Annotated in this window: 29 protein-coding genes, 1 tRNA gene and 1 other RNA gene; 17 read left to right on the forward strand and 14 right to left on the reverse strand. The window is 53.4% G+C overall.

Translation table 11 applies throughout. The features are described from left to right. Positions 1-12: 12 nt before the first annotated feature. The 5 genes from bssS to LLF79_RS06655 all read left to right on the forward strand — a co-directional run bounded on the left by bssS (position 13) and on the right by LLF79_RS06655 (position 3,030). On the forward strand, positions 13-267 hold the full coding sequence (bssS, locus tag LLF79_RS06635; protein WP_008500827.1) for a biofilm formation regulator BssS: 255 nt from the start codon (positions 13-15) through the stop codon (positions 265-267). A gap of 116 nt (positions 268-383) precedes the next feature. Further along, the gene (solA, locus tag LLF79_RS06640; protein WP_063435993.1) at positions 384-1,502 is read left to right on the forward strand and encodes an N-methyl-L-tryptophan oxidase; all 1,119 of its coding nucleotides are present in this window, start codon (positions 384-386) and stop codon (positions 1,500-1,502) included. Positions 1,503-1,561: 59 nt separating this feature from the next. Next, positions 1,562-1,675: a DUF2770 family protein gene (locus LLF79_RS06645; RefSeq protein WP_021240776.1), complete on the forward strand. Its 114-nt coding sequence runs from the start codon at positions 1,562-1,564 to the stop codon at positions 1,673-1,675. A 208-nt stretch (positions 1,676-1,883) separates the two neighbouring features. Beyond that, positions 1,884-2,450, forward strand: coding sequence for a cytochrome b (locus tag LLF79_RS06650; protein ID WP_023292797.1), 567 nt, complete (start codon positions 1,884-1,886; stop codon positions 2,448-2,450). A 1-nt stretch (position 2,451) separates the two neighbouring features. Next, positions 2,452-3,030, forward strand: coding sequence for a YceI family protein (locus LLF79_RS06655; protein WP_008500830.1), 579 nt, complete (start codon positions 2,452-2,454; stop codon positions 3,028-3,030). Between the two features lie 41 nt (positions 3,031-3,071). Here LLF79_RS06655 and LLF79_RS06660 read toward each other — a convergent pair whose 3' ends face one another. Next, entirely contained in the window at positions 3,072-4,121 is a 1,050-nt protein-coding gene (locus LLF79_RS06660) for a rhodanese-related sulfurtransferase (protein ID WP_008500831.1), read from the reverse strand. 221 nt (positions 4,122-4,342) lie between these two features. Here LLF79_RS06660 and LLF79_RS06665 point away from each other — a divergent pair, with 221 nt between their 5' ends. The 3 genes from LLF79_RS06665 (at position 4,343) to LLF79_RS06675 (ending at position 7,101) form a co-directional block, all read left to right on the forward strand. Further along, on the forward strand, positions 4,343-5,269 hold the full coding sequence (locus LLF79_RS06665; protein WP_227879291.1) for a Kdo(2)-lipid IV(A) acyltransferase: 927 nt from the start codon (positions 4,343-4,345) through the stop codon (positions 5,267-5,269). Between the two features lie 143 nt (positions 5,270-5,412). After that, entirely contained in the window at positions 5,413-6,630 is a 1,218-nt protein-coding gene (gene mdtG / locus LLF79_RS06670; protein WP_227879292.1) for a multidrug efflux MFS transporter MdtG, read from the forward strand. 96 nt (positions 6,631-6,726) lie between these two features. Continuing rightward, a complete protein-coding gene (locus LLF79_RS06675) occupies positions 6,727-7,101 on the forward strand; it encodes a MysB family protein (RefSeq protein ID WP_008500834.1) in 375 nt (124 codons plus the stop codon). Between the two features lie 6 nt (positions 7,102-7,107). Here the strand turns inward: LLF79_RS06675 and LLF79_RS06680 are convergent, their stop codons facing one another. From LLF79_RS06680 to mdoG, 3 genes are all read right to left on the reverse strand, one after another. Then, a complete protein-coding gene (locus tag LLF79_RS06680) occupies positions 7,108-7,335 on the reverse strand; it encodes a YceK/YidQ family lipoprotein (RefSeq protein WP_008500835.1) in 228 nt (75 codons plus the stop codon). An 84-nt stretch (positions 7,336-7,419) separates the two neighbouring features. Further along, on the reverse strand, positions 7,420-9,948 hold the full coding sequence (gene mdoH / locus LLF79_RS06685; protein WP_045417128.1) for a glucans biosynthesis glucosyltransferase MdoH: 2,529 nt from the start codon (positions 9,946-9,948) through the stop codon (positions 7,420-7,422). Then, on the reverse strand, positions 9,941-11,494 hold the full coding sequence (gene mdoG, locus LLF79_RS06690) for a glucans biosynthesis protein MdoG (RefSeq protein WP_021240787.1): 1,554 nt from the start codon (positions 11,492-11,494) through the stop codon (positions 9,941-9,943). The genes mdoH and mdoG overlap by 8 nt, the downstream gene beginning before the upstream one ends. Before the next feature lie 254 nt (positions 11,495-11,748). On the opposite strand from mdoG, the gene mdoC reads away from it, so the two are divergent. Continuing rightward, entirely contained in the window at positions 11,749-12,888 is a 1,140-nt protein-coding gene (gene mdoC / locus LLF79_RS06695; protein ID WP_008500838.1) for a glucans biosynthesis protein MdoC, read from the forward strand. A 35-nt stretch (positions 12,889-12,923) separates the two neighbouring features. On the opposite strand, the gene ymdB is transcribed toward mdoC, so the two are convergent. The 5 genes from ymdB to csgB all read right to left on the reverse strand — a co-directional run bounded on the left by ymdB (position 12,924) and on the right by csgB (position 15,396). Continuing rightward, positions 12,924-13,466 carry an O-acetyl-ADP-ribose deacetylase gene (gene ymdB / locus LLF79_RS06700; RefSeq protein WP_008500839.1) on the reverse strand — a complete coding sequence of 181 codons (543 nt, stop codon included), beginning with the start codon at positions 13,464-13,466 and terminating at the stop codon, positions 12,924-12,926. 105 nt (positions 13,467-13,571) lie between these two features. Beyond that, positions 13,572-13,892 (reverse strand): type 1 fimbrial protein, encoded by a 321-nt coding sequence (locus LLF79_RS06705; RefSeq protein WP_008500840.1) that lies wholly within the window; start codon positions 13,890-13,892, stop codon positions 13,572-13,574. A gap of 160 nt (positions 13,893-14,052) precedes the next feature. After that, positions 14,053-14,385, reverse strand: a complete 333-nt coding sequence (gene csgC, locus LLF79_RS06710; protein ID WP_023343744.1) for a curli assembly chaperone CsgC — start codon at positions 14,383-14,385, stop codon at positions 14,053-14,055. A 61-nt stretch (positions 14,386-14,446) separates the two neighbouring features. Continuing rightward, positions 14,447-14,899 carry a curli major subunit CsgA gene (gene csgA / locus LLF79_RS06715; protein ID WP_008500842.1) on the reverse strand — a complete coding sequence of 151 codons (453 nt, stop codon included), beginning with the start codon at positions 14,897-14,899 and terminating at the stop codon, positions 14,447-14,449. Between the two features lie 41 nt (positions 14,900-14,940). After that, a complete protein-coding gene (gene csgB, locus LLF79_RS06720) occupies positions 14,941-15,396 on the reverse strand; it encodes a curli minor subunit CsgB (RefSeq protein ID WP_008500843.1) in 456 nt (151 codons plus the stop codon). Positions 15,397-16,159: 763 nt separating this feature from the next. On the opposite strand from csgB, the gene csgD reads away from it, so the two are divergent. From csgD to csgG, 4 genes are read left to right on the forward strand one after another with little or no spacing between them, the layout of a single operon-like run. Continuing rightward, on the forward strand, positions 16,160-16,810 hold the full coding sequence (gene csgD, locus LLF79_RS06725; protein WP_021240790.1) for a biofilm master transcriptional regulator CsgD: 651 nt from the start codon (positions 16,160-16,162) through the stop codon (positions 16,808-16,810). Positions 16,811-16,814: 4 nt separating this feature from the next. Continuing rightward, a complete protein-coding gene (gene csgE, locus LLF79_RS06730; protein ID WP_008500845.1) occupies positions 16,815-17,204 on the forward strand; it encodes a curli production assembly/transport protein CsgE in 390 nt (129 codons plus the stop codon). 23 nt (positions 17,205-17,227) lie between these two features. Further along, positions 17,228-17,641, forward strand: a complete 414-nt coding sequence (csgF, locus tag LLF79_RS06735) for a curli production assembly/transport protein CsgF (RefSeq protein ID WP_008500846.1) — start codon at positions 17,228-17,230, stop codon at positions 17,639-17,641. Between the two features lie 26 nt (positions 17,642-17,667). Continuing rightward, positions 17,668-18,501: a curli production assembly/transport protein CsgG gene (gene csgG / locus LLF79_RS06740; RefSeq protein ID WP_008500847.1), complete on the forward strand. Its 834-nt coding sequence runs from the start codon at positions 17,668-17,670 to the stop codon at positions 18,499-18,501. Between the two features lie 43 nt (positions 18,502-18,544). Here the strand turns inward: csgG and LLF79_RS06745 are convergent, their stop codons facing one another. From LLF79_RS06745 to ghrA, 4 genes are all read right to left on the reverse strand, one after another. Continuing rightward, positions 18,545-19,027 carry a DUF1097 domain-containing protein gene (locus tag LLF79_RS06745; protein WP_072203727.1) on the reverse strand — a complete coding sequence of 161 codons (483 nt, stop codon included), beginning with the start codon at positions 19,025-19,027 and terminating at the stop codon, positions 18,545-18,547. A gap of 96 nt (positions 19,028-19,123) precedes the next feature. Continuing rightward, positions 19,124-19,678: a molecular chaperone gene (locus LLF79_RS06750; RefSeq protein ID WP_021240794.1), complete on the reverse strand. Its 555-nt coding sequence runs from the start codon at positions 19,676-19,678 to the stop codon at positions 19,124-19,126. A 21-nt stretch (positions 19,679-19,699) separates the two neighbouring features. Further along, positions 19,700-20,437: a phosphatase gene (locus LLF79_RS06755; protein ID WP_008500850.1), complete on the reverse strand. Its 738-nt coding sequence runs from the start codon at positions 20,435-20,437 to the stop codon at positions 19,700-19,702. Between the two features lie 84 nt (positions 20,438-20,521). Beyond that, positions 20,522-21,460, reverse strand: coding sequence for a glyoxylate/hydroxypyruvate reductase GhrA (ghrA, locus tag LLF79_RS06760; protein ID WP_032651287.1), 939 nt, complete (start codon positions 21,458-21,460; stop codon positions 20,522-20,524). A gap of 232 nt (positions 21,461-21,692) precedes the next feature. Here ghrA and LLF79_RS06765 point away from each other — a divergent pair. Both LLF79_RS06765 and LLF79_RS06770 read left to right on the forward strand, forming a co-directional pair. After that, a tRNA-Ser gene (locus tag LLF79_RS06765) sits at positions 21,693-21,780 on the forward strand. Between the two features lie 46 nt (positions 21,781-21,826). Next, a non-coding RNA gene (locus LLF79_RS06770) (RtT sRNA) lies at positions 21,827-21,963 on the forward strand. Between the two features lie 133 nt (positions 21,964-22,096). On the opposite strand, the gene LLF79_RS06775 is transcribed toward LLF79_RS06770, so the two are convergent. Next, on the reverse strand, positions 22,097-23,002 hold the full coding sequence (locus LLF79_RS06775) for a LysR family transcriptional regulator (protein WP_129343981.1): 906 nt from the start codon (positions 23,000-23,002) through the stop codon (positions 22,097-22,099). Between the two features lie 109 nt (positions 23,003-23,111). Here LLF79_RS06775 and LLF79_RS06780 point away from each other — a divergent pair, with 109 nt between their 5' ends. Both LLF79_RS06780 and LLF79_RS06785 read left to right on the forward strand, forming a co-directional pair. Then, entirely contained in the window at positions 23,112-23,972 is an 861-nt protein-coding gene (locus LLF79_RS06780) for a pirin family protein (RefSeq protein WP_065101908.1), read from the forward strand. A gap of 20 nt (positions 23,973-23,992) precedes the next feature. Then, complete coding sequence (locus tag LLF79_RS06785) at positions 23,993-24,670, forward strand: isochorismatase family protein (protein ID WP_227879293.1); 678 nt, start codon at positions 23,993-23,995, stop codon at positions 24,668-24,670. Position 24,671: the final 1 nt, after the last annotated feature.

Consider the following 24,671-nt stretch of genomic DNA (forward strand, 5'->3'; position numbering starts at 1 on the left):
AAGGGGGTTATAATGGAAAAGAATAGTGAAGTCATCCAGACCCACCCACTTGTTGGCTGGGATATCAGTACCGTAGATAGCTACGATGCGCTGATGCTGCGTTTGCACTACCAGACCCCAAATCAACTCAACCGTGAAGAAGCGGAAGTTGGACAGACGCTGTGGCTAACAACAGACGTCGCCCGTCAGTTTATTTCTATTTTAGAAGCAGGTATTGCAAAAATAGAATCTGGCGACTACCAGGAAAATGAGTATAAACGGCACTAAGCTTATGCCCACTTTTCTCTCTACAGGCACCCTCGCGGTGCCTTATTTATTTCTCCCTTGTCTAACCCCGCGTTGTTAATTACTCTGCTAACAAAACATCAGTTTATGAGATGCATATGAGATACGACTTAATCATTATTGGCAGCGGCTCCGTAGGATCTGCCGCAGGCTATTACGCAACACAGGCAGGTCTGAAGGTTCTGATGATCGATAGCCATCTGCCTCCTCATGCGGAAGGCAGCCATCATGGCGATACCCGCCTCATCCGCCATGCGTACGGTGAAGGTGAACGCTACGTTCCGCTGGTGCTTCGCGCCCAGACGCTGTGGGATGAACTGGCGAAACAGACCGAAGATCGTATTTTCGAGCGTACTGGCGTCATCAACCTGGGTCCGGCACATTCTGCGTTTCTCGCTGGCGTCGAACGCAGCGCGAAAGCGTTTAATCTGGACGTTGAGAAGCTGGATGCGACGGGCATTACCGCACGCTGGCCCGAAATTACCGTCCCGGACGATTATATTGGCCTCTTTGAAGCCCACTCCGGGGTGCTCCATTGCGAAACGGCGATCAAAACCTGGATCGAGCTTGCTGCGAAGGCAGGCTGCGCGCAGCTGTTCAACTGTCCGGTAGAGGCCATCACCCATGATGATAATGGCGTCACGGTCACCACTATTGACGGCGATTATTCAGCGTCCCGCCTGCTGGTCAGCGCAGGTACCTGGGTTACCCGCCTGCTGCCCGATCTGCCGATCCAGCCGGTGCGCAAGGTCTTCTCCTGGTTCCAGTCGGATGGCCGTTACAGCGCCCAGAATAAATTCCCGGCCTTCACCGGCGAATTACCCAACGGCGACCAGTTCTACGGCTTCCCGTCAGAAAAAGACGCGCTGAAAATCGGCAAACACAACGGCGGCCAGGCGATCTCCTCCCCTGAAGAGCGTAAACCTTTCGGCGCCTTCCCACAGGATGGTTCAGAGGCCTTCTCGTTCCTGCGCACTATTCTTCCGGGCATTGGCGGCTTGCTGTATGGCGCGGCCTGTACCTACGACAATACGCCGGATGAAGACTTTATCATTGATACACTGCCGGGGCATGACAACACCCTGCTCATCACCGGACTGAGCGGCCACGGCTTTAAGTTTGCTTCCGTTCTGGGTGAAATCGCCGCGCAGTTTGCCCAGGGCTTTGCGCCGCAGTTTGATCTGACGCCCTTCTCCCTCTCGCGTTTTAACGGATAATCCGCACGGGTTCCGGAGGTCACGGGGCCCGCTTCATTCACACCGCATGTTGGGGCGTTATGCGCAAGATCGTTAGCTTTCTGATGAATAATATTCGCGAGCATTTTATGCTCTATCTCTTATTGTGGGCGCTGCTGGCCATTATTGATTTTGTTTACATTGTATTTTACTGAAAAGCCTTACTGACAATAATTGACATTACTTTATCTTTATTGAAGCTTATATTTTCATCTTGCACGAAGAGATTGAATTAGCGTTAGCGATCCTTTTCAAAATTGCTGAAATAAATAAAATAAAAATCAATAGCCAATTATTTCAGTTGCAATATCCCGCCTTCCCGTTCATTTTTACTTTCCGGTTAATTTGAAAATGGACATTCTGATGCAATGGCGTAACTCCTCCCGGCGCTATGGAATAATATCCATAGGTTTGCACTGGATATTTGCTCTTGCCGTCTACGGTATGTTTGGACTTGGGCTCTGGATGGTCACGCTCAGCTATTACGATGGCTGGTATCACCAGGCGCCGGAATTGCATAAAAGCATTGGTGTCCTACTGATGCTGGGGCTGGTTTTCCGCGTGATCTGGCGGCACATTTCCCCACCGCCCGGCGCGCAAAAGACTCACAGCAAATTTACCCGCGTCAGTGCAGTCGCCGCGCATATTGCCCTTTATGCGCTGCTGTTTGCCATCCTGATTAGCGGCTATCTTATTTCGACGGCTGACGGTAAGCCGATTAACGTTTTTGGCCTGTTCGAGGTTCCGGCAACCCTTAGCGATGCCGGCGCTCAGGCCGACACGGCGGGGGTTGTTCACCTCTGGCTCGCCTGGAGCGTGGTGATTCTGTCCGTGCTGCACGGGCTTGCCGCCCTCAAACACCATTTTATTGATAAAGACGATACGCTAAAGCGCATGCTTGGCCGCTCGTCAGTTGACTCTGGAGCATAAAATGAAAAAACACCTGCTGGGTATCGCACTGGGTTCTCTGTTATTCACCGCCGGCTCCGCCGTGGCGGCGGATTATAAAATAGATAAAGAGGGCCAGCACGCTTTCGTCAATTTCCGTATTCAGCACCTGGGATATAGCTGGCTGTACGGCACCTTTAAGGATTTTGACGGCACATTCACCTTTGACGAAAAAAATCCCGCAGCCGATAAAGTCAATGTGACCATTAATACGAACAGCGTCGACACGAACCACGCAGAGCGCGATAAACACCTGCGCAGTGGGGAATTCCTCAACGTCGCGAAATTCCCGCAGGCGACCTTCACTTCTACTGAGGTGAAGAAAGAGGGTGATAAGCTGAATATTACCGGCAACCTGACGCTTAACGGCGTAACCAAACCGGTTACGCTTGATGCGAAATTACTGGGCCAGGGTGACGATCCGTGGGGCGGTAAACGCGCAGGCTTCGAAGCGGCAGGGAAAATTCACCTGAAAGATTTTAATATCACAACGGATTTAGGCCCGGCGTCTCAGGACGTGGAGCTGATTATATCCGTTGAAGGTGTACAGCAGAAATCATAATAACGTCGCCCGGCAGGCTTTTGCCGTGCCGGGCGTTATTATCATTCCGGGTCAGGGATACCCAGTTTGGTATTCAGACGACCGCGAGATTTATTGAAAATCTTGTTGCCGTTTTCACGTCCTGCGCGACGGCGACGCTGCTCTTCTTCCGGCAGGATGCTCTCTTCACTGCACAGCTCGCTACAGCAACCGTTAAACTTCTCGGCACAGGCCGGGCACTGAATGAACAGCAGATGACAACCGTCGTTTTTGCAGTTGGTGTGGGTATCGCACGGCGCGCCGCACTGGTGGCACTGGGCGATGACGTCATCCGAAATACGTTCACCCATACGCTCGTCAAAGACAAAGTTTTTCCCGATAAAGCGTACCGGCAGCCCCTGTTCACGGGCGCGGCGAGCGTACTCAATAATGCCGCCTTCAATGTGCCAGACTTTATTGAAGCCGTTGTGCTTCATCCACGCGCTGGCTTTCTCACAGCGGATACCGCCGGTGCAGTACATAACGATCTTTTTATCTTTATGCTCCTGCATCATTTCAACCGCTTTCGGCAACTGCTCGCGGAAGGTATCCGCCGGAATCTCCATCGCATTCTCGAAATGCCCCACTTCATACTCATAGTGGTTACGCATATCGATGAACACGGCATCCGGATCGTCCAGCATCGCATTCACTTCCGCCGCCTTCAGGTATTCACCGACGTCCGCCGGGTTAAACTCCGGATCGTCGATACCGTCCGCCACGATGCGTTCACGCACCTTCATGCGCAGCACCCAGAAGGATTTCCCGTCATCATCCAGGGCAATGTTCAGGCGTAAGCCGTTAAGGGCCGGGTCAAATTGATAAAGTACGTCGCGGAAGGCGCTGACTTTGCTTTCCGGTACGCTAATCTGTGCGTTGATGCCTTCACGGGCAAGGTAGACGCGGCCGAAGACGTTCAGCGCCGTGAACGCCTGATAAAGCGCATCTCGGGTCGCCTGCGGATCGTCGATCGTGAAGTATTTATAGAATGAGATGGTTGTGCGCGGTTCGGTTTCAGCCAACATACGCGCTTTTAACATCTCGTTCGAAACGCGGTTGTGTAACACTGGCATGGTGTACAGTCCTGGAGTCGTTAGAGAGAATGAAAAATCGGTCGGCATCATATAGCAAACAAAACCAATTTACATCCACACAATTTACGCTACATTTCACACACCCTGATTAATCAGGATTAACAATTGCTGTATTCGTGCACGCTTCGAAAGCAGATATTTTGGCTACGCCTCAAAAAATGAGACACTAGCGAAACAGGACGTTTGAACACAGGAAAGACATGACCCAGTTACCAAAATTTACTGCCGCCCTTTTGCATCCCCGCTATTGGTTGACCTGGCTTGGCATCGGCTTTTTATGGCTTCTGGTACAGCTTCCCTACCCTGTTATTTTTCGGTTGGGTAAATTTCTGGGCCGTTTCGCACAACTGTTTATGAAGCGTCGCGCCAGAATCGCGTACCGCAACCTTGAGCTGTGTTTTCCGCAGATGAGCGACTCAGAGCGTCACAATATGGTCGCGAAGAACTTCGAATCCGTTGGGATGGGCCTTATGGAAACCGGCATGGCGTGGTTCTGGCCGGACAAACGCATGGCTCGCTGGAGCGAGGTAACGGGAACCGGCATGGATCCCGTGCATACGCTTCAGGCCAACCAGACGGGCGTTCTGCTGATCGGCGTCCATTTTCTGACGCTCGAAATCGGGGCGCGTATGTTCGGCATGCAGGCGCCCGGCATTGGCGTTTATCGCCCTAACGATAACCCGGTCATCGATTTAATCCAGACCAACGGCCGCATGCGCTCCAACAAAAGCATGATCGACCGTAAAGATCTGAAGGGAATGATCCGTGCGCTGAAATCCGGCGAAGTGGTCTGGTATGCCCCCGACCACGACTATGGCCCACAGGTCAGCGTTTTTGTCCCCTTCTTCGCCGTTGAAGAGGCCGCCACAACCACCGGCACCTGGATGCTGGCGCGGATGTCCAAAGCCGCCATCGTACCCTTTGTTCCCCGCCGCAAGCCTGACGGTTCGGGCTACGAGTTGATGATGCTGGAACCGGAACTCGCGCCGCCGCTTGACGATGCAGAAACCACCGCGCGCTGGATGAACGGTATCGTAGAGAAATGCATCATGCTCGCACCCGAGCAGTACATGTGGTTGCACCGCCGCTTTAAAACGCGGCCAAAAGGCACGCCGTCCCGCTATTGATTTTCAGGATGCGATCCTCAAGGTCGCATCCTGTTTTAGCTTTAAAAGCTCCCCCTCATTGCGGCAATCATAACCCAGGCGCATAATTAGCAGGCTTATTACTTCTTGCTTCAGGTGCTCAGCACCTCATTATGCGGATTGTTATGTCACCTTCAGATGCCCCCATAAACTGGAAGCGTAACCTCACGGTTGCGTGGCTTGGCTGTTTTCTCACCGGCGCGGCGTTTAGCCTGGTCATGCCTTTTCTGCCGCTCTATGTTGAACAGCTGGGCGTGACGGGCCATAGCGCGCTCAATATGTGGTCCGGCCTGGTATTCAGCATCACGTTCCTGTTCTCCGCGATAGCCTCGCCCTTCTGGGGCGGCCTTGCCGACCGCAAGGGCCGTAAAATCATGCTGCTGCGCTCGGCGCTGGGGATGGCCATTATCATGGCGCTGATGGGCGTGGCGCAGAACGTCTGGCAGTTCCTGATTTTGCGCGCGTTGCTGGGTTTGCTGGGTGGATTTATTCCCAATGCCAATGCCCTGATTGCCACGCAAATTCCTCGCCATAAGAGCGGCTGGGCGCTGGGCACGCTCTCAACCGGCGGCGTAAGCGGTGCCCTGCTGGGGCCACTGGCCGGCGGACTCATGGCCGATAGCTATGGCCTGCGTCCGGTGTTCTTTATCACCGCCTGCGTGCTGTTCCTGTGCTTTGTTGTCACCCTGCTCTGTATTCGGGAAAACTTCACCCCCGTTGCGAAGAAAGAGATGCTACACGCCAGGGAGATGCTGACCTCGCTTAAAAATCCCAGACTGGTGCTGAGCCTGTTCGTGACGACCCTGATTATTCAGGTCGCAACCGGATCGATTGCCCCTATCCTCACGCTGTACATCCGCGATCTGGCGGGCAACGTCAGCAATATCGCGTTTATTAGCGGGCTGATTGCGTCCGTGCCCGGGGTGGCGGCGCTGCTTAGCGCGCCGAGGCTGGGGAAACTGGGGGACCGCGTCGGTCCGGAAAAAATTCTGATCTGTGCGCTGGTGATCTCCGTCCTGCTGCTGATCCCCATGTCGATGGTGCACTCTCCGTGGCAGCTGGGCTTACTTCGCTTTTTGCTTGGTGCCGCAGACGGGGCCTTGCTGCCCGCCGTACAGACCCTGCTGGTTTACAACTCCACGAACCAGATTGCCGGGCGGATCTTCAGCTATAACCAGTCATTTCGCGACATCGGTAACGTCACCGGACCGCTTCTCGGGGCGAGCATCTCCGCCAGCTTCGGTTTTCGCGCCGTCTTTATCGTGACGGCGGGCGTGGTACTGTTTAATGCAATTTATTCGTGGTTCAGTTTATCCCGCGCGCTACGGCCAGTGGCGGAATAAGACGAACGCCTGACGCTTATTTTCGCATTCATACTTGCAGAATCGGATATTAAGCTATTCTTTCCCTGAAACCTTCTGGAAAACAGGGAGACACCAATGACCATGTACGCCACGCTGGAAGAAGCTATTGATGCCGCTCGTGAAGAGTTCCTCGCCGACAACCCCGGCGTTGAAGAAGAAGATGCTGACGTGCAACAACTTAATATCCAGAAATACGTTCTGCAGGATGGGGATATTATGTGGCAGGCCGAATTCTTTGCCGATGAAGGTGAAGAAGGGGAATGCCTGCCGGTCCTGAGCGGTGAAGGTGCGCAGGCCGTCTTTGATGGCGACTATGATGAAATCGAACTGCGGCAGGAATGGCTGGAAGAGAACACATTGCACGAGTGGGATGAGGGCGAATTTCAGCTCGAGCCACCGCTGGATACGGAAGAAGGTCAAACCGCAGCCGATGAGTGGGACGAGCGTTAATTTACGCTACTCGTAAGGGCCGTGGCTGGCATCGATCGGCAGCAGCAGCGTGTCGAAAATTAGCGAGAATGGCAGATCCAGCACGGTGAGGTAGCGCCATGCGGAGTCTCGGAGATCCCATTTCACACCCGGGTAATACTGATTCCCGTGGCCCTGCCCTGGAATGGTGCGGCTGATGATGCTGCCGCAGCCGCTGAGCAGGCATGCCATCAGAACGACGATGATGATTCTCATGAGTAACCTCTAAAAAAATACCGGCGATTATGCCGGTATTTTAGTTGGCGGGAGGCGCTTCGCTTACCCGCTCTACTTAACCACTTACTTCGCCTTCAACGCCAGCGGGTTCAGCTTCAGTTCTTTATAGTAGTTTACCCACGAAGAGTATCTCTCCGGAGCGGACCATACGCGGTAGTGAAGACGCGCCATCGTAACCGGGTCGCTCAACAGGACCAGACGACGGTCACGGTTGAGTTTTTCCGGGGTCTCGTTCAGCGCCTGCTCAACGTGACGATCGCGGGCAATCTCCAGCACCTGGCTGGCGCGGTGACGCGCCGTCGCCATTGCCGTCGCCAGGGCGTTGAATGACGGGTTAAACACGGCGTGCATAAAGCCGTCATCCAGCGTGCGATTGCGGTTCTGCTCGAGATAACGATCGGTGTCTACCAGCACCTGCGGCGGGGAATACTCTTCCGGGATCAGGAACAGCTTCCAGCGTTTGGTCCGCAGCCCCACCGTCGAACGGCTGGAGATCACGGAGACAAACGGCGACAGGATCAGCGAGAAGACAATCGGCGCCAGCCAGAACAGGAAGCGCAGATCCAGCCACGCCATCCCGGCCGCCCACACCAGACCCAGCAGCAGCTGAGAACCATGGCGCATAAAGGCTTCGCTCCACGGCGTGGAGTCGTCATCACGCTGCGGTGAGTTCCAGACCACTTCCCAGCCCAGGAACGCACTGACCACGAACACGGTGTGGAACAGCATACGCACCGGTGCCAGCAGCACGGAGAACAGCACTTCCAGCAGCAGTGAAAGGGTCACGCGGAAGAAACCGCCGTACTCTTTTGAGCCTTTGCACCAGATCAGGATGATGCTGAGCAGCTTAGGCAGGAACAGCAGCACCATGGTGGAGGCAAACAGCGCAATCGCCAGTTCCGGACGCCACTGCGGCCACACCGGGAACAGCTGGCGCGGCTGCAGGAAGTATTGCGGCTCCGTCAGGGCATGGACGACCTGCAGCGCTGTGGAGAGCGCAAGGAACATAAACCACAGCGGTGCGGAGAGATACGACATCACGCCCGTCAGGAACACCGCGCGGTGAACCGGGTGCATCCCTTTCACCAGGAACAGGCGGAAGTTCATCAGGTTACCGTGACACCAGCGGCGGTCACGCTTGAGCTCGTCCAGCAGGTTCGGCGGCAGCTCTTCGTACGATCCCGGCAGGTCGTAGGCAATCCAGACGCCCCAGCCAGCACGACGCATCAGCGCCGCTTCCACGAAGTCATGTGACAGAATAGAACCGGCAAACGAACCCTCGCCCGGCAGCGGCGCCAGCGCACAGTGCTCAATGAACGGCTTCACGCGGATGATGGCGTTGTGACCCCAGTAGTGGGATTCACCCAGCTGCCAGAAGTGCAGGCCCGCCGTAAACAGCGGCCCGTAAACACGGGTGGCGAACTGCTGACAGCGCGCATAGAGCGTGTCCATACCGGACGCTTTTGGCGAAGACTGAATGATACCCGCGTTCGGGTTGGCTTCCATCAGACGCACCAGACCGCTCAGGCAGTCACCGCTCATGACGGAGTCAGCATCCAGCACCACCATGTAGCTGTACTGGTTACCCCAGCGACGGCAGAAGTCATCGATGTTACCGCTTTTACGCTTCACACGACGGCGGCGGCGACGGTAGAAGATCTGCCCTTCGCCCTGCACTTCTGCAATCAGGTCCATCCACGCTTTTTGTTCTGCCACGCAGATATCCGGGTTGTAACTGTCGCTCAGGATGTAAACGTCAAAATGCTCCGCGTTGCCGGTGGCCTTCACGGACTCCCAGGTGGCACGCAGGCCCGCAAACACGCGGTCAACGTCTTCGTTACAGATAGGCATAATCAGCGCGGTACGGTGCTCAGGATTGAGGGGTTCATCCCCGACCGTTGACGCCGAAATGCTGTATTTGTCACGCCCCATCAGCAGCTGCAGGAAGCCCATCAGCGCGGTCCAGAAACCGGCCGAGACCCAGCAGAAGAGAACCGCGAACAGCAGAAGGATGCCGCTCTGCAGGATATACGGCAGCAGCTGCATGAAGGAGACCCAGAGATCCTGACCCATCATGTCCATCGGATTGATGAACGCCCAGCCCTGATACGGCAGGATGGTTTTCATATACCAGGTCGCGACGACCGTCTGCGCCAGCGTCAACAGCAGCAGGATGTAGCGACGGAGGGTCCCCACGGTACGCCATTTCTGTTCGGAAGCCTGCTCTTCTTTCGTCAGGCGTGACAGATAGCGCGGCGTCACATCACGCCCGCGCAGGCGATCCCAGAAGCGGCCCACCGGGTTGGTGCGCCACGGATCGGGGAACATTGAGGAACGCGTGGCCTTCGGCATCGCCTGAAGCTGATCGCGCCCTTCGTCGTCTTTAATCAATTGCCCTTCTGCCAGCGAGTCCGGCCAGGCCTGCTCCAGACGTGCCTTTACTGACCCCAGCGGCGTATCATCATCACGGGAAAACTGACGATGTTCACCATCCAGCGCGGTGTGAACCGCGCGGATGTCGCTCTTAGGCAGTGCCGCTTTTTCGATATCCGTCAGCGGCATGGCATCAATATATTCAGATGTATTATTCATTGGCAGGTAGCTGATAGCTCCAGGTTTCACTCAGCGGCTGATCGTTACTGACCAGCGCAGCACGCATTTCAGTGGTCTGTTTCGGATCTTTCACTTTCACGCGCAGGGTCAGACGCCAGCCTTTGGTTACGGGGTTGTAACGCACGGTATTCTCAACGATTTCACCGTTATCACCGATGCTGGCCTGAGCGGCAACGGCGGTGTCCGGTGACAGTTTCTTCATATCCTGGCCTGTAAAGTCCACGACAAAGGCCACGGTACCGTCAGGCTGACGGATAAGATTAGACTGTTTCACATCACCCGTTGAGCGACGAGTCTGCATCACATACGCGTTATCCGGCGCATGCAGCTTATCTTCGTCGCGGCTGAAGGTGATGGTGTACTTGAAGTTCATCTCTTTACCGGCTTCCGGCAGCTGATCCGGCGTCCAGTAAGCCACGATGTTATCGTTGGTTTCGTCGTTGGTTGGAATCTCAACCAGCTCAACCTTACCTTTACCCCAGTCACCGTTTGGCGTGACCCAGGCGCTTGGACGCTGGTCATAGCGGTCGTCCAAATCTTCAAAGCGGGAGAACTGACGGCCACGCTGCAGCAGGCCAAAACCTTGCGGGTTTTCCATCGCGAAGCTGCTCACCGCCAGATGTTTCGGGTTGTTCAGCGGACGCCAGATCCACTCTCCGTTACCGGCATGAATAGACAGACCGTTGGAGTCGTGCAGTTCCGGGCGGAAGTTAGTGGCCGGAGACGGCTGGTTCGGCCCAAACAGGAACATGCTGGTCAGTGGTGCAACGCCCAGTTTGCCCACTTTATCACGCAGGTAAACCTTGGACTGCACGTCAACCACGGTGTCACGACCCGGCATAATCACAAAGCGATAGGCGCCGGTCGCACGCGGTGAATCCAGCAGCGCGTAAATGGTCAGACGTTTATCCGTTGGTTTTGGACGTTCAATCCAGAACTCACGGAAACGTGGGAATTCTTCACCTGATGGCAGCGCGGTATCAATCGCCAGTCCGCGCGCAGAAAGCCCGTATACCTGCCCCGCGCCAATCACGCGGAAATAGCTGGCACCAAGCATGCTGACGATTTCGTCGTTTTTATCTTTGCTGTTGATCGGGTAAAGCACCTTAAAGCCTGCGAAGCCCAGGTCTTTCACCGTATCTTTGTCGTGTTGCACATTGCCAAAATTGAAGTAATCCGGGCTGTATTTGATCTTACGTACCGCTGTGGCCGTCACTTCGTTGATGGCAACAGGCGTGTCGAAATACATACCCTGATGATAAAACTCAAGCTTGAACGGGGTCTTGATGTTGCTCCAGTAGGCTTTGTCGTGATTGAACTGGATTTGCTGATAGTCCGCATATTTCATATCGCGGAAAACGGAGGGCAAGTTACTTTTCGGCGCTTCGTAGCTCTTGCCAGCCATCGATTTTGCCTGTTTTGCGACATCGTCGATGTTAAAGGCCAGTGCCGATGAGGTATACAGTGATAACACCACTGCAGCACCTAACCAACGCATTTTCATCATCTGTGGTTTATGTTTCATAATAAGTAAGCACTTCCCCCTTTGTGTGCTTATATCGATCCGATCCATTTTAATGGAAACTCAGGCAATCCGACAACATTATCACTGCTTTGTTCAGCTGCTGGCTCATGGATTAAGCAAATGAAAGAACCCATTATTCACTTTGCGTGCTTATCCTGGAGACAGGGTGTCGGTCTTGGTGTAGGGTTGCTTTCGAATGTAACCATTATGAGTCTTAGGGATAAGACGAAAAGTCTGAGAATGCACAACGTTATATGAGCACAACACCAACAGAACGTGAATATTTCCTCGACTCGATCCGGGCATGGCTGATGCTATTGGGGATCCCTTTTCACATATCACTGATTTACTCCAGCCACACCTGGCATGTGAATAGCCAGATGCCCTCCTGGTGGCTGACGCTGTTTAATGACTTTATTCACGCCTTCCGTATGCAGGTGTTTTTTGTCATCTCCGGCTATTTCTCTTACATGCTGTTTCTGCGATACCCGCTTAAACGCTGGTGGAAGGTGCGCGTCGAGCGCGTGGGGATCCCCATGCTGACCGCGATTCCGCTGCTGACCCTGCCCCAGTTCATTATGCTGCAGTACGTCAAAGGCAAAGCGGAAAACTGGCCGAATCTGTCACTGTATGAAAAGTACAATACGCTGGTCTGGGAGCTGGTGTCTCACCTGTGGTTCCTGCTGGTCCTGGTGGTGCTCACTACGGTGAGCCTGTTCATTTTCAGCCGCCTGCGTCACCACCTGAGTTCGAGAGCTGACGCCTTTTTCGCCACCGTTACGCTGGGCAAACTGTCGGTGCTCTTCTTGCTGTTGGGTATCGCTTACGCCGCGGTGAGACGCATCCTGTTTATCGTCTATCCACCGATACTGAGCGACGGCCTGTTTAATTTTGTGGTGATGCAGTCCCTTTTCTACATTCCGTTCTTTTTAATTGGCGCGCTGGCGTTTATTTACCCGAAGCTGAAAGCGCTGTTTACTACCCCGTCACCGTGGTGTGCTGTGGGTGCGGCCATCGCGTTCGCGGCCTATCTGCTGAACCAGCGCTACGGGAGCGGTGACGCCTGGATGTACGAAACGGAAAGCGTGATCACCATGCTGCTGGGTTTATGGATGGTGAACGTAGTATTCGCGCTCGGCCACCGCCTGCTGAACTTTAAGTCCAGCCGCGTGACCTACTTCGTGAATGCGTCGCTGTTTATTTATCTGGTGCATCACCCGCTCACGCTCTTCTTCGGGGCTTACATCACCCCGCATATCGCCTCTAACACGCTGGGTTTCTTTACCGGTCTGGTGTTTGTCGTGGGGATTGCGATCGTGCTCTATGAAATCCACCTGCGGATCCCGCTTCTGCGTTTCCTCTTCTCAGGAAAACCTCAGGTAAAAGCCTCATAAACAACCGCGGCGCACTCAGTGCGCCGCGTTTTGCTTCAGGTGTCCAGTTCCTGCCCGCGCTGGGTCAGCAACCGTTGATAAAGGTGGGTGGTTTCTTCATCGAAACAGACAAAGATAACTTTCTCAGGCATCGGTTTTAGCGACAGATAGCGGTAAACGGTGTCGACGGCGATCGTAGCGGCAGCCGCCTTAGGATAGCCATACACCCCCGTACTGATGGCCGGGAACGCCATTGTTTTATAGCCGTTGTCGGCAGCCAGCCGCAGACAGTTTCGGTAAGCCTCTTCCAGAATACTCGCCTCGTGCCGATCGCCACCGTGCCAGACAGGCCCTACGGCGTGGATCACCGCTTTGGCAGGCAGATCGCCCGCAAGCGTAATGACCGCATGGCCGGGAGGACATTCGCCCTGCTGTTGCCGTACGGTTTTGCAGGCTTCCAGCAGCTGCGGTCCGGCAGCCCGGTGGATAGCCCCGTCCACACCGCCTCCCCCCATCAGGGAGGGATTGGCCGCATTGACGATGACGTCGACGTGCATGGTCGTAATATCACCATGAATAACTTCAATTTGCGGTTTCATAAAGCCCCTCTGCAACCCGCCTTTTTATTAAGTGTATCGCAGGGCTACCCGGGAGAAAAAACTATCAGAAAAAATCCTCTTCCGCACAAAGCGGAAGAGAGAACGCTATCGATACTGGATTTCGACAACCGCGAGCGTTTTTTCAGGGTTAAGGTATTTCATGCGGAGCGACACCAGATCTGAATCGGACACTTTGCCATTAAGCGCCTCTTCATAACTGACCATGCGCGTTTGCATACGATTATTATCCGGACAGGACATAGCAAACTGTCTCTGCTGCGGCGTAACTTCACAGGGGTCTGCAACAATGGCACCGCGAAAATGAATAACGCCACCGTTCACAATGGTAGCCGAATAAACCGGGAGGCTAAAAACAGAAACAATCAGGCCCAGACCCGTCACGAGTCGAGCGAAAGAGTGGTTCATTATCGGTACTCCTCAATGAAAATCGTCCTTGAGGGGTAAACGCACTTCATTATGACAAACGAAGTCTCACGTTAAGGAACATAATGACCTGATCCCTGATATCAGCATAGCTCAACGGCACAGACCCGCCACATTCGCAACGCATTGATTTCATGAATGATTAAAGCGAACGTTCCGCTGGCGACCACTGCTGTGATAAATGAAGCGATTTACCGTCTGAAACGGTGACAACGATTTTTACCGTGTCTCCCGCATTAATATTTAAACTCAGGCGCATTAAATCAATCGTCTGATTAGCGGGTATAAAAAGGGTATTTTGCTGTCGGGACGAACTTTGTCCCCCCTGCCCTTCCCGAACGGAAACAATCTGAACCTGACAATCACACGGCTGCGCCAGGGTGACCTGAGGAATAATGGTGGTCATATTTTCCTGCTGCGACGTTTTGAAAGTTATCTGGCTGGAAAGCGCGGCAAGAAGAATTAAGGTATTCATGATGAACTCCCGAAAAAAAACAGGGCATCAGCCCTGTTTTTTTGTAGCACAGATTTCAGTATCAGTACTGATGAGCTGTCGCGTGGTTACCAAAACCAATCTGGGTAACGTTGACAGTAGAGTTAGAGGCAGTCTGGTCGACGAGGGCGCCGTTAAAGCCGCCGGACTGGCTAACGTTCATAACAGATTTTTTGCTGTTCCACTGATCCAGTGTTGCACTGTTGCCAAATCCTTTCTGGGTCAGGTTGATTTTACTGTCATCAGAACCCTGACCAACGTCAGCGCCGTTACCGCCACCTTTCTGGGTAATATTCAGCACGGAATTTCTGGCGTCTGTCTGCAGAGCAACCGCGGAGTTACCGCCACCGTCCTGATAAATATTCAGGGTTGAATTTGGGCCACTGTATCCGCCATGACCATGCCCATGGCCCCAGCCGCCCTGATTAATAGAACCCGCCATAGCACTACCAGAAACTACGATTGCTGCAAGCGCTGCCACTTTGAGAAATTTCATGGTAAACCCCCATCGGATTGATTAAAATCGTCGCGAATGCGCTAATGTTGAATAACGTTAATCGCCATTTGCGACTGTTTCTGCACTACAACTGCGGTTTTCTGCGTACCGTACTGCGTAATATTTGCTCTATTACCCGACCCTTTCTGGATAATTTTCGCGCTATTACCGTATCCCTCTTGCGTAATGCCTGCATCATTCGCGGTACCGCTCTGATCGATCCAGGCTATATTGTAACTCCCTGATTGATCAACTCTTGCTCTGTTGCCCGCCCCATCCTGTGAAACAATGGACAAGAGTTTTGAACCTTCCTGGCGAACCTGAGCGTCATTAAAAACACCCTGTTGACCAATAATGGCTGCCTGATTGAGTGATGAAAGACTTAATTCGTTAACCGCAAAGTTATATTCAGCATTGGCTAAATCTGAATTCGCTGCGGTTACAAATCCAGGCGCACCCAGTAATGTAAACACCATAAATAACGATGTGTATTTCATGTTGTCACCCTGGACCTGGTTATTTAATCACGCCATAACCTATAACCGTGTTACTTGTAAAAACGATGCATATTGTGTTAACGCGTCGTTACGGTGAAGAGTATGTCCGCTGAAACATTTTAAATATCTCACCCGCGCGGCTTATTTTTATTTTTCGGATCACCACAAAGTCGTAATTTACGACAAAAATCACTTTACTCAGGCCAGCTTATATTTTTTATTTCCCCTGCCCAACAATCAGGTTGTACAACGAGGCGAAGGCTGTCCACGCGTCTTCTCGCGTTGTTTAAACGTAACGGCAGAAGGACACTTTTTCACAGTCGTGACACGAAGCCCGTTTTCTTAAGCCAGACAACCGCGCATTTATGGGCTTAGAAATAATCTGAACCTCATACTGTTTTATCGTTAGCACAAAATAACAAATCCACCTCAAAATCAATGACATATAAATATTTGTATGATTTTTAAAAACTGTGCATCTCTATTTAGGTGTACAACTTTCTCATCATTTCTCGCCATTCATTACAAGTGATTTTCACAAATTAATATTGATTTTTACATTCGGTTACATGTTTAACACTTGCTTTAAACTTCGTAAAAGCTAGATTGAAATTAGATGTACGAAATTGGTTTTATATTTACCTCCCCGTGGAGGTTATGGTCTGATTCTACACACAGCAGTGCAACATCTGTCAGTACTTCTGGTGTCCTCTATTAAACAGGAGGACAGCTGCCAGGTGCCAAAAAAAAGTGGGGTTTCATCATGTATAATGAAGTCCATAGTTTACATGGTCATACATTACTGTTGATCACAAAACCTTCTTTGCAAGCGACAGCGTTATTACAACATTTAAAGCAATCTTTATCACTGAACGGGAAATTGCATAATATTCAACGTTCTTTTGATGATATTGCACCTGGCAGCATCATTCTGTTCGATATGATGGAAGCTGATAAAAAGCTCATCCATTACTGGCAAGATATTTTAAGCAGGAAAAACAATAATATCCGCGTGCTATTATTGAATACGCCTGATGAATATCCTTTCAGGGATATTGAAAGCTGGCCGCATATCAATGGCGTGTTCTACGTCACGGAAGAAGAAGACCGGGTAGTTGAGGGTCTGCAAGGCATATTGCGCGGAGAGTGTTATTTTTCGCAAAAGCTGGCCAGCTACCTCATCACGCACTCCGGAAATTATCGCTATAACAGCTCAGAGTCAGCACTGCTCACGCACCGTGAGAAAGAGATCCTGAATAAGTTACGCATTGGTGCTTCAAATATTGAAATCGCCCGTTCGTTATTTATCAGCGAAAATACGGTAAAGACGCACCTTTATAATCTTTTCAAGAAGATAGCTGTAAAAAACCGAACTCAGGCGGTTTCGTGGGCAAACGATAACCTCAGGCGTTAATCACATGAAGCGCACGTTGAGTTGGATCGCCGCAGCGAGTTTCCTGCTCGCTGCCGGGAATCTGAAGGCCGTCGAGGTCGAAGTTCCCGGATTGTTAACAGACCACACTGTCTCATCGGTCGGGCACAGTTTTTATCGAGCCTTCAGTGACAAATGGGACAGTACTTATACCGGAAATATAACAATCAACGAGCGGCCCAGTGCACGATGGGGAAGTTGGATAACAATAACGGCCAATCAGTACGTTATTTATCAAACGTTTTTATTCCCCACTAAAATGGACTTCGATAAAAACGTAGCCCTGGCACTGGCCCAATCAGAAGACGCTATTAATCGCCTGCAAATAGATAAAGCCCTATTAAGCACCAGCGATTTAGCTAAAGACGAGTTCTAGCGAACCGATATGCGGAGGCTGTCATGCGTATTGCATATGCAGTTGTTTCGATAATGCTAATAACACCTATAAGCTGGGCCGGAAATATGACGTTTCAGTTCCGTAACCCTAACTTTGGCGGTAACCCTAACAACGGCGCCTTTCTGCTGAATGAAGCGCAGGCGCAAAACTCCTATAAGGACCCAAGCTTAAAGGATTTTAGCGTTGATACCCCATCCGCACTGGACAACTTCACTCAGGCTATCCAGTCGCAGATTTTAGGCGGATTACTGACCAACATTAATACCGGCAAACCCGGCAGAATGGTGACCAACGATTTTATCGTTGATATCGCCAACACCGATGGACAGCTTCAGCTGAACGTGACCGATCGTAAAACCGGAAGGATCTCCACTATTCAGGTTTCCGGTCTACAAAGTAATTCAACTGACTTTTAAACAATAGCTAAATAAGGACAACGATCATGCAGCGCTTCCTGATATTTGTTGCAGTGTGCTTATTGAGCGGTTGTTTAACTGCTCCACCTAAAGAAGCTGCAAAACCAACATTAATGCCTCGGGCCCAGAGTTATCGTGATTTAACGCATTTACCTGCTCCAACGGGGAAAATATTTGTCTCCGTATACAACATTCAGGATGAAACCGGGCAATTTAAGCCTTACCCGGCAAGTAACTTCTCCACGGCCGTGCCGCAAAGCGCCACCGCGATGCTGGTTACCGCGCTCAAGGATTCGCGCTGGTTTATTCCGCTGGAACGTCAGGGTCTTCAGAACCTGTTGAATGAACGGAAAATCATTCGTGCCGCACAGGAGAATGGTACCGTCGCGGCCAATAACCGCACGCCTCTGGAATCTCTGGCGGCAGCGAACGTGATGATTGAAGGATCGATTATTGGTTACGAAAGTAACGTTAAATCGGGTGGTGCGGGCGCGCGGTACTTCGGTATCGGTGCGGATACCCAGTACCAGCTCGACCAAATCGCCGTTAACCTGCGTGTGGTCAACGTCAGTACAGGCGAAGTGCTCTCTTCGGTGAACACCAGCAAAACCATCCTGTCTTATGAAGTTCAGGCAGGGGTATTCCGCTTCATCGATTACCAGCGTTTGCTGGAGGGTGAAATTGGCTACACCTCTAACGAGCCGGTCATGATGTGTCTGATGTCGGCCATTGAAACCGGCGTGATCTTCTTAATCAACGACGGTATTGACCGCGGGCTGTGGGATCTGCAAAACAAAGCAGACGTGCAGAACCCGATACTGGTGAAATACCGCGATATGTCAGTCCCTCCGGAATCCTGACAGGAAGCGCATAAAAAAGGCGAGATGATTATCTCGCCTTTTTTTATTCGCTCACCGCCGTGATGTCTTGCGCTTTTTCCCGCCGCGATGCCAGCCAAAGACCGCTGTTTTTCATGGCATAGCCAAACAGCAATCCCAGCGCCAGAGAAGGAACGACCAGCTTCCAGTCACCCTGCCCTGCAAAGGTCGCGCACGCCCCGATAAAGGTGCCCGGCACAAACGAAAGCAGGAGATGCTTAGCCTGAATACACATCAGGAAGGCAACAACGCCCGTCATGATGTACCCCAGCATCTCCAGATGCGGCGCCAGCGCGCTGCCTTTCATGATCACCAGCGCCCAGATCACCCCGCTCATGAGCGTGCAACCTGAGATAAAGAGCCCTTTGACGCCCCCCTGCGGGCAGGCGAAATAGGCCGTACAGCCAAGGAATCCAGCCCAGCTGAGCAATCCGAGAGACACGGCCACCCATCCCCAGAGCCCGGAGAGAATGCCCGTTGTTATTGCGATACAAAGTAATATGTTCATGGCGCGCATCTTAGCAGAAGCGCACCATAGAAATGCGATCAGAAGCACATTATGTGCAAATTGAAATGCGGCGTTGCAGGATTTATGTGATCTAAATCACTCTTCGTTCTCTTCTTCCAGCTCATCCCACATCGCCGCAATTGCGTCGCGGGTCAGCGGTGCCAGCGTTCTCCAGAATGGCGAGGCGGCGTGGGCTTCGACTTTCCCAAGGAATGTTCCGACCCACGGCAGCAGGTACGTTTCGAAAAGCGTTTCGATAGCTTCGTTCTCATCATCCCCGGCGTTATCTTCAATCCAGGAAGCGGCCAGCAGCAGCGTACCGATATGATCCGCAGGCGTATCGCTCAGCGGCATACCGCGCGTGGAGAGGAAAGCACGGACTTCCGCTTCCGTCGCCCCTTCCTGCCAGGCAGAACGGTATGGCGAAACGCGGCACTCATCGCCGACGAACAGCGCATTGTAATCGGTCGCAATCTGCTGCATGTCGCAGCTTTTTTGCAGACGCGCCAGTAAATCATCCTGTTCCAGCGGCCAGTTCTCCGCCAGCTTACCTTCACGAATTAACGTAAAGAGCGGAACCAACAGCGGGTCTTGCGGCTGGCGATAATAGAGCGTACCCAGCACGCGGCAAAGGATGGAAAACTCGTTCATTTTTATTATTCCATTACACAATTAAAGATCGGCAAATTCGGCAATCGGCTCCATGCCGCGCGATTCGAGGAAATCGAGCATGCGGCGCGGAGTCACGTTCAGGATTTGCGCTTCCGGGAAGTTAACGTCATTGAGCACTTTCAGGCACTCGCTGAAATCGCCCAGCGTAAAGGCGGTATGGGAATCCGAACCCAACGCCACCATGCCGCCCGCATCGCGTACGGCGGCGGCCACTTCGCGGCAGTTGGCTTCACTGCCCTTGCGCGAGTGAACAAAGGAGGAGTTGTTAATCTCCAGCGCCACGCGGTGCTTCGCTGCCGCCTGCGCGACAGCCTGAATATCAATCGGGTACTTCGGGTTGCCGGGATGGCTGATAATGTGCACATTGCCGCTGGCAATGGTGGCAATCATCGCCGCGGTGTTGGTCTCTTTATCCTGAGGTGCAAAAACCGGCTCGTGGAAACCGGCGAGGATAAGATCCAGAGACGTCAGCATCGGCCCGGTGCAGTCGATCTCACCGTCGGTATTTTTGATATTCGCCTCGATGCCGCGCAGTATCCCAATGCCGTCCACCAGACGTGGCCAGATCCGCATATTCACAAAATGCCAGTAGTGCGGCGCATCCGCCATGTCCGGACCATGATCGGTGATCGCGAACAGCTTAATGCCTTTCAGCTTCGCCTGGGCGATATAATCATGGAGGTTGCTATACGCGTGGGTACTGGCGACGGTGTGCATATGCAGGTCAACGGGATACATCTCTCTCTCCTCTGCGGTTTTTCCAAAGGATAGCAGTTATCAGCGGCGAATATTAGCAAAAACCCGGCGAACGCCGGGTTTCTCTCAGTAGCCGCGCTGTCTGTCAACCTGGCCGGTGACCGCGTTACCCTTTTCCATTTCGCTGATGGTATGGGAAATGTACGCCACCGCTTCTGCCGGACGCGTCACGGCGGCCACGTGCGGGGTCATCGCCACGCGCGGATGTGCCCACAGCGGGCTTTCCACCGGCAGCGGCTCACGGCTGTAGACATCCAGCATGGCGCCTTTTAGCTTTCCACTGTCCAGCGCCTTCAGCAGATCGGGCTCGACCAGATGCACCCCGCGCGCCAGGTTCATCAGGTAGCTTTCATCGGCTAACTGGTTGAGCAAGGTTTCATTGATGATCCCTACCGTTTCCGCCGTGTTGGGCAGCAGATTGATCAGCACGCGCGTGCCGTTCAGAAAGGCCGGAAGCTCATCCGTTCCGGCAAAGCTCTCTACGCCCGGATAGTCCTTACGGCTGCGGCTCCAGCAGCGCAGCGGGAAGCCCCACGGAGCGAGGGCTTCAGCCACTTTTGAGCCCAGCACGCCCGCACCGAGGATGCCGATGGTAAAGTCTTCGCGACGGTAATCCGGCAGCGGCTCCCAGTGGGCCTGCTGTTTAAAGGCCTGATAGTCATCAAAGCGGCGGAACCAGTGCAGCACCTGGCTGACGGCATATTCCTGCATCTGCTGGCCCATTCCGGTATCTTCCAGGCGGAACAGGGGAATCGCTTCCGGCAGCATGTCAGGGTGCGCCTTCAGCTTGCTCAGAATGGAATCCACGCCCGCCCCCAGGGCAAAAACGGCCTTCAGCTTACGGCCCTGGAGCATTTCTACCGGCGGATGCCAGACCAGCGCATAGTCAGCATGTTCGTTATCTCCACGCTTCCACTCGCGAACGCGTGCGCCGGGTAAAGCTGCCGTGAGCGCCTCGATCCAGTAGGCCGTATCAAACGTGGGGTGATAGAAAAGTATATCCATAGTCATTCCTGCCTTTTATTGCGCTGATTTATTTTGCTTTTTAACGAGGTTGTCAGCATAACAAATTTATTGCGCGGCTGTGTTGCTGATAAAAAAGACGCTTTCAGCACAATTAAGAATCATGTTGCCTGAAGTTTGTCTAAACGCGCTAATTTACTGAAAAAGTGAGTTGACGGCAGTTCGGCTTTTCCTTACATTAGCGCCCGTCCCGTCAACAACGGGATGACAATATGGTGAGGTGTCCGAGTGGCTGAAGGAGCACGCCTGGAAAGTGTGTATACGGCAACGTATCGGGGGTTCGAATCCCCCCCTCACCGCCATATTTAAAGAAGAGCTCGCATGAAAATGCGGGCTTTTTTTTCGCATATTGCACGCATGCAGGGGGGATGAGAATCCCCGACCGGGGTTCGACAACTGGCGACAGCCAGTTGGACAGACTGTGAGCGTCGCGAACAGGCTGCCCGCAGGGCGAGCGAAGCGAGTCAATCCCCCCCTCACCGCCATATTTGAGATGAGAGCTCGTACGAAAGTACGGGCTTTTTTCTTTTATATTCTCCGAAAGGGGGGAATTCGAACCTTGAAACTCCCTGCGCTCTTTATGTCGGGTGGTGCTGCGCTTACCCGACCTACAAAAAGCTACTCCTCCACCATCTTCGCATACTCTTCAGTCAGAAAATCCACCAGCGTCCTGACCGACGGCAGCATGCCGCGCCGCGAAGGATAAACCGCGTGAATCACTTCCCGTCGGGGTTCCCACGCGTCCAGCACCCGTACCAGTTCCCCTGACGCAAGCTGATCCTTCACCATCAATATCGGCAACTGTACAACGCCCACGCCCGCCATCGCCGCTTCCCGCAATGCCAGCATGTCGGTGGTAATAAAGCGCGGTGCGTAGTGGATCTCCGCTCTCGCCCCTTCTGGACCACTGAGCTCCCATTTATGCACCTGTTTACCGGCCCCCATACTTAATCCAGGCCATTCACTGAGCTCGGAAGGCATTCGCGGTTTACCCATACGTTCAATCAACTGCGGACTTGTCACCAGGCAATGCCCCCTGTCAGCCAGCACCCTTAACACCAGATCGCTGTCATCAAACGGACGCGGACGCACGCGGATAGCCACATCAATACCTTCGCCAACAAGATCGACCCGACGATTGGTGGCCTCAAGCTGGAGATTAATCCCGGGGTAGCGCGCCATAAACCGCGCCAGCATCGGTCCCACGTGGACGTGCAGTAACGTGACGGGACAGGTGATCCTGACGACGCCGCGCGGCTCAGCCTGCAGCGCAGCAACGGCCTCCTCTGCCGCTTCTGCTTCTATCAGCATTGCCTTACAGTGCTGATAGAAAGTGTGCCCCACTTCCGTCACCGTAAACTGCCGCGTCGTGCGCTGTATCAACCGTACGCCAAGCCGCTCCTCCAGCTGCGCGATCCTGCGGCTCAGTTTGGACTTGGGTTGGTCAAGCGCCCTTCCCGCCGCCGCAAACCCCCCGTACTCCACTACCTTCACAAACCAGACGAAGTCATTGAGATCCTGCATAAATCCTCATCGTTCTATTTTCAGAACAGTGAATGCCATTTTCACTATCTACCGGGATATTAACCCTGAATATAAGCTAATTACATCAACAGAACATCAGGAGTTAATCATGAAAAACATCACTGGCGTTTATACCGCTCCTCGTCAGCACTGGGTGGGCGACGGTTTCCCGGTCCGTTCAATGTTCTCCTATCAGACGCACGGCGAGCCGCTCAGCCCGTTCCTGCTGCTGGACTACGCGGGCCCATACACCTTTCCGGCAGACGGTGCGAAACGCGGCGTAGGCCAACACCCTCACCGGGGTTTTGAAACGGTCACTCTCGTCTATGCCGGTGAAGTGGAGCATCGCGACTCCACGGGGAAAGGCGGCGTCATTGGCCCCGGGGACGTGCAGTGGATGACCGCCGGCGCAGGCATTTTGCACGAGGAGTTCCACTCCAGCGCGTTCTCACAGAAAGGCGGAGAACTCAAAATGATGCAGCTTTGGGTCAACCTGCCGGCGAAAGACAAGATGGCCGCACCGGGCTACCAGAGCATCACGAAAGCCGACATCCCGGTGGTGACGCTGCCTGACAATGGTGGAACGTTGCGGGTTATTGCCGGTCGCTACGACACGGTGACCGGCCCGGCGCACACCTTCTCGCCGCTCAACGTCTGGGACATCGCGCTGAACCAGGGAAGCCATCTGACGCTCGCTCAGCCGGAAGGCTGGAGCACGGCGCTGGTCGTGCTTGAAGGCAGCATCACGGTAAACGGTACCGCTCAGGCGGGTGAAGCCCAGCTGGTCGTGTTAAGTCAGGAAGGCGACAAACTGCACCTGGAAGCGAACAGCGACGCAAAAGTGCTGCTGATGGCCGGCGAGCCGCTGAATGAACCGATCGTGGGCTACGGCCCGTTTGTGATGAACAGTAAAGCCGAAATCAACGAAGCCATTCGTGATTTCAATTCCGGCCGCTTCGGCCAGCTCTGAACGTAATAAAGGAGAAGAACATGTCTACACCTGCGAATTTTGATGGAACCCGTCCGGTCATCGATGTGAACGATGCTGTGATGCTCCTTATCGATCACCAGAGCGGTCTGTTCCAGACCGTTGGTGATATGCCAATGCCGGAACTGCGTGCCCGTGCGGCAGCGCTGGCAAAAATCGCTACCCTGGCGAAGATCCCGGTGATCACCACCGCATCCGTCCCGCAAGGGCCGAACGGACCGCTTATCCCGGAGATCCACGCCAACGCGCCGCATGCGCAATATGTTGCCCGTAAAGGCGAGATCAACGCCTGGGATAACCCGGAATTCGTGGCGGCGGTAAAAGCCACCGGGCGTAAGACGTTGATCATTGCGGGTACCATTACCAGCGTCTGCATGGCCTTCCCGTCGATCAGCGCGGTTGCGGACGGGTATAAGGTGTTTGCGGTGATTGATGCCTCCGGCACCTACAGCAAAATGGCGCAGGAGATCACGCTGGCGCGCGTGGTGCAGGCCGGTGTGGTCCCGATGGATACGGCGGCGGTGGCCTCTGAGATCCAGCGAACCTGGAACCGTGAAGATGCGGCGGAGTGGGCGGAAGTGTACACCCACATCTTCCCGGCTTATCAGCTGCTGATCGAAAGCTACAGCAAAGCGCAGGAAGTGATTAAAAACAGCGAAGTGCTCGATTCACAGCGTTAAT

The sequence above is a fragment of the Enterobacter cloacae complex sp. 2021EL-01169 genome, from assembly GCF_020733125.1.
GTDB classification, from domain to species: Bacteria; Pseudomonadota; Gammaproteobacteria; order Enterobacterales; family Enterobacteriaceae; genus Enterobacter; species Enterobacter roggenkampii.

Excerpts from the sequence above, each read along its gene's own strand:
- bssS (WP_008500827.1), top strand. The coding sequence starts at position 13 with ATGGAAAAGAATAGTGAAGTCATCCAGACCCACCCACTTGTTGGCTGG.
- mdoG (WP_021240787.1), bottom strand. The coding sequence starts at position 11,494 with ATGAAACATAAACCACAGATGATGAAAATGCGTTGGTTAGGTGCTGCA.
- LLF79_RS06755 (WP_008500850.1), bottom strand. The coding sequence starts at position 20,437 with ATGTATCCCGTTGACCTGCATATGCACACCGTCGCCAGTACCCACGCG.
- csgG (WP_008500847.1), top strand. The coding sequence starts at position 17,668 with ATGCAGCGCTTCCTGATATTTGTTGCAGTGTGCTTATTGAGCGGTTGT.
- csgB (WP_008500843.1), bottom strand. The coding sequence starts at position 15,396 with ATGAAATACACATCGTTATTTATGGTGTTTACATTACTGGGTGCGCCT.
- LLF79_RS06675 (WP_008500834.1), top strand. The coding sequence starts at position 6,727 with ATGACCATGTACGCCACGCTGGAAGAAGCTATTGATGCCGCTCGTGAA.
- csgA (WP_008500842.1), bottom strand. The coding sequence starts at position 14,899 with ATGAAATTTCTCAAAGTGGCAGCGCTTGCAGCAATCGTAGTTTCTGGT.
- csgD (WP_021240790.1), top strand. The coding sequence starts at position 16,160 with ATGTATAATGAAGTCCATAGTTTACATGGTCATACATTACTGTTGATC.
- LLF79_RS06655 (WP_008500830.1), top strand. The coding sequence starts at position 2,452 with ATGAAAAAACACCTGCTGGGTATCGCACTGGGTTCTCTGTTATTCACC.
- LLF79_RS06750 (WP_021240794.1), bottom strand. The coding sequence starts at position 19,678 with ATGAACGAGTTTTCCATCCTTTGCCGCGTGCTGGGTACGCTCTATTAT.
- LLF79_RS06780 (WP_065101908.1), top strand. The coding sequence starts at position 23,112 with ATGAAAAACATCACTGGCGTTTATACCGCTCCTCGTCAGCACTGGGTG.
- csgC (WP_023343744.1), bottom strand. The coding sequence starts at position 14,385 with ATGAATACCTTAATTCTTCTTGCCGCGCTTTCCAGCCAGATAACTTTC.
- LLF79_RS06785 (WP_227879293.1), top strand. The coding sequence starts at position 23,993 with ATGTCTACACCTGCGAATTTTGATGGAACCCGTCCGGTCATCGATGTG.
- ghrA (WP_032651287.1), bottom strand. The coding sequence starts at position 21,460 with ATGGATATACTTTTCTATCACCCCACGTTTGATACGGCCTACTGGATC.
- mdoC (WP_008500838.1), top strand. The coding sequence starts at position 11,749 with ATGAGCACAACACCAACAGAACGTGAATATTTCCTCGACTCGATCCGG.
- csgE (WP_008500845.1), top strand. The coding sequence starts at position 16,815 with ATGAAGCGCACGTTGAGTTGGATCGCCGCAGCGAGTTTCCTGCTCGCT.
- LLF79_RS06680 (WP_008500835.1), bottom strand. The coding sequence starts at position 7,335 with ATGAGAATCATCATCGTCGTTCTGATGGCATGCCTGCTCAGCGGCTGC.
- csgF (WP_008500846.1), top strand. The coding sequence starts at position 17,228 with ATGCGTATTGCATATGCAGTTGTTTCGATAATGCTAATAACACCTATA.
- ymdB (WP_008500839.1), bottom strand. The coding sequence starts at position 13,466 with ATGAAACCGCAAATTGAAGTTATTCATGGTGATATTACGACCATGCAC.
- LLF79_RS06665 (WP_227879291.1), top strand. The coding sequence starts at position 4,343 with ATGACCCAGTTACCAAAATTTACTGCCGCCCTTTTGCATCCCCGCTAT.
- mdoH (WP_045417128.1), bottom strand. The coding sequence starts at position 9,948 with ATGAATAATACATCTGAATATATTGATGCCATGCCGCTGACGGATATC.
- solA (WP_063435993.1), top strand. The coding sequence starts at position 384 with ATGAGATACGACTTAATCATTATTGGCAGCGGCTCCGTAGGATCTGCC.
- LLF79_RS06745 (WP_072203727.1), bottom strand. The coding sequence starts at position 19,027 with ATGAACATATTACTTTGTATCGCAATAACAACGGGCATTCTCTCCGGG.
- LLF79_RS06650 (WP_023292797.1), top strand. The coding sequence starts at position 1,884 with ATGCAATGGCGTAACTCCTCCCGGCGCTATGGAATAATATCCATAGGT.
- LLF79_RS06660 (WP_008500831.1), bottom strand. The coding sequence starts at position 4,121 with ATGCCAGTGTTACACAACCGCGTTTCGAACGAGATGTTAAAAGCGCGT.
- mdtG (WP_227879292.1), top strand. The coding sequence starts at position 5,413 with ATGTCACCTTCAGATGCCCCCATAAACTGGAAGCGTAACCTCACGGTT.
- LLF79_RS06705 (WP_008500840.1), bottom strand. The coding sequence starts at position 13,892 with ATGAACCACTCTTTCGCTCGACTCGTGACGGGTCTGGGCCTGATTGTT.
- LLF79_RS06775 (WP_129343981.1), bottom strand. The coding sequence starts at position 23,002 with ATGCAGGATCTCAATGACTTCGTCTGGTTTGTGAAGGTAGTGGAGTAC.
- LLF79_RS06645 (WP_021240776.1), top strand. The coding sequence starts at position 1,562 with ATGCGCAAGATCGTTAGCTTTCTGATGAATAATATTCGCGAGCATTTT.